Raw genomic sequence first — 1782 nt, forward strand, 5'->3', positions numbered from 1 at the left:
GGGCTCAACTCCTGCCCCAAAGCTCGGTTAAGGCTCGGTTCGGCGTCGAAACGGCATCGACGGCTCGGCGATGGCGGGCCGGTCGGGGTGCAGCTGCGACGATGGCGGCACCGGGCCGGCACAGGCATGAAAACGGGGTAGCCGATGGCTACCCCGATGCGTCGGCGATGCCGCTAGTCGTCGAAGCGACGCCGGAAGCGGTCTTCCATGCGACTGGTGAAAGAACCCCCGCCGCCCTTGTTGCGGCGCTGGCGCAACGACCCGGGCGCCGAGCCGGGGTGGTCGGGCCGGCCGGACAACCGCGGCCCGGTGATGGCGAACACCACGCCACCGAACATCACGATGAATCCGAAGACACTGAGAATCGGGAAGTTTCCGATCATCGTGGCCTTGAAGGCCACGCCGGAGACCAGCATCGCCAGGCCGATAACGAACAACGCCGCGCCCTGCAGGCGGCGGCGCGCGGTGGGTGCACGGAACCCTCCGCCGCGGACACTCGACGCGAATTTGGGATCTTCGGCGTAGAGAGCGCTCTCGATCTGATCGAGCATCCGCTGCTCATGATCGGAGAGTGGCATTCGTCCCTCCTTGCCGACAGTTTGGCGCGTAACTATCGATAGCACGCGGATGCCCGTTGCGCGGGCAACTAATTGAATGATACGAGGTCAATCTGCGCCATACCACTGGTTCGGTGGCGATTCTATCCCCGCCGCGGCCGGGGACCCATCCGAGCCGGAACGGCCGTGCGCACAACCGGCTTCCCCGCCCGCGATGGTTCGCCGGTTCGTTGCCGCAACCGCTCGCCACTCGGCCTTCCCCGGGTCCGATAATGGCGGGTGGCGACGCGGGCCGAGCGAGCCGGACGAACGGGCACAGGACGAGGAGGAGGACACCGCGAGTTGGCGATATTCCTCATCGATCTCCCGCCCACCGACATGGAGCGCCGTCTCGGCGACGCCCTCAAGGTGTACGTCGACGCGATGCGCTACCCGCGGGGCACCGAAAACCAGCGGGCCGCGATGTGGCTCGAGCACATCCGCCGGCGCGGCTGGCGCGGCGTGGGTGTCGTGGAGACCGAAGCGGCCGAGCCGGCCAGCGACGCGGACGCACCGATCCCGTCTCCCACCGAGCTCAGTAACGCGCCGCTGCTCGGCGTCGCCTACGGCTACCCCGGGGCGCCCGGCCAGTGGTGGCAGCAGCAGGTCATCCTCGGCCTGCAACGCGGTGGCCTGCCGCCTCAGGAGATCGCCGGCCTGATGAGCAGCTACTTCGAGTTGACCGAGCTGCACATCCATCCACGCGCGCAGGGCCGCGGCCTGGGTGAGGCGCTGGCCCGGCGGCTCCTCGAGGGCCGGGCCGAAGAGAACGTCCTGCTGTCCACGCCGGAGACCAACGGTGAGCCCAACCGGGCCTGGCGGCTGTACCGGCGCCTGGGGTTCACCGACGTGATCCGCCGCTATCACTTCGCGGGTGACCCCCGGGCATTCGCGATCCTGGGCCGCAAGCTGCCGCTGTGACCGCCGGCCGCCAGGCGCGCCCGGGCAGACTCGCCGAAGCGGCAGGCCGGATCTGGCACGATGACCTGGTGCGCGCCAGCCCTGCCCCGTCCCGGCCCCGAGGATTCACCGCCCGGCGCCGCCGCCTGGTGGCCATCGCGATGCTGCTGATGCTGGTGCCGCTGGCAACGGGGTGCCTGCGGGTCAGGGCGTCGCTCACGATTTCGCCCGACGACCTGGTGTCCGGCGAGATCGTCGCCGCCGCTAAACCCAAGACGCCCAAGGA

General features: G+C 69.5%; 2 protein-coding genes and 1 pseudogene. 2 read left to right on the forward strand and 1 reads right to left on the reverse strand.

All coding sequences use genetic code 11. The annotated features are described in order from the left end of the window. Nucleotides 1-173: 173 nt before the first annotated feature. Entirely contained in the window at nucleotides 174-578 is a 405-nt protein-coding gene (locus A5692_RS21560) for a DUF3040 domain-containing protein (protein ID WP_066947030.1), read from the reverse strand. A 321-nt stretch (nucleotides 579-899) separates the two neighbouring features. On the opposite strand from A5692_RS21560, the gene A5692_RS21565 reads away from it, so the two are divergent. Both A5692_RS21565 and A5692_RS30015 read left to right on the forward strand, forming a co-directional pair. Continuing rightward, on the forward strand, nucleotides 900-1517 hold the full coding sequence (locus tag A5692_RS21565; protein WP_068059600.1) for an N-acetyltransferase: 618 nt from the start codon (nucleotides 900-902) through the stop codon (nucleotides 1515-1517). A 68-nt stretch (nucleotides 1518-1585) separates the two neighbouring features. Beyond that, nucleotides 1586-1782: pseudogene (locus A5692_RS30015) on the forward strand (DUF3153 domain-containing protein); the annotation flags it as partial.

This window comes from Mycobacterium sp. E342 (assembly GCF_001667665.1).
Lineage (GTDB): Bacteria > Actinomycetota > Actinomycetes > Mycobacteriales > Mycobacteriaceae > Mycobacterium.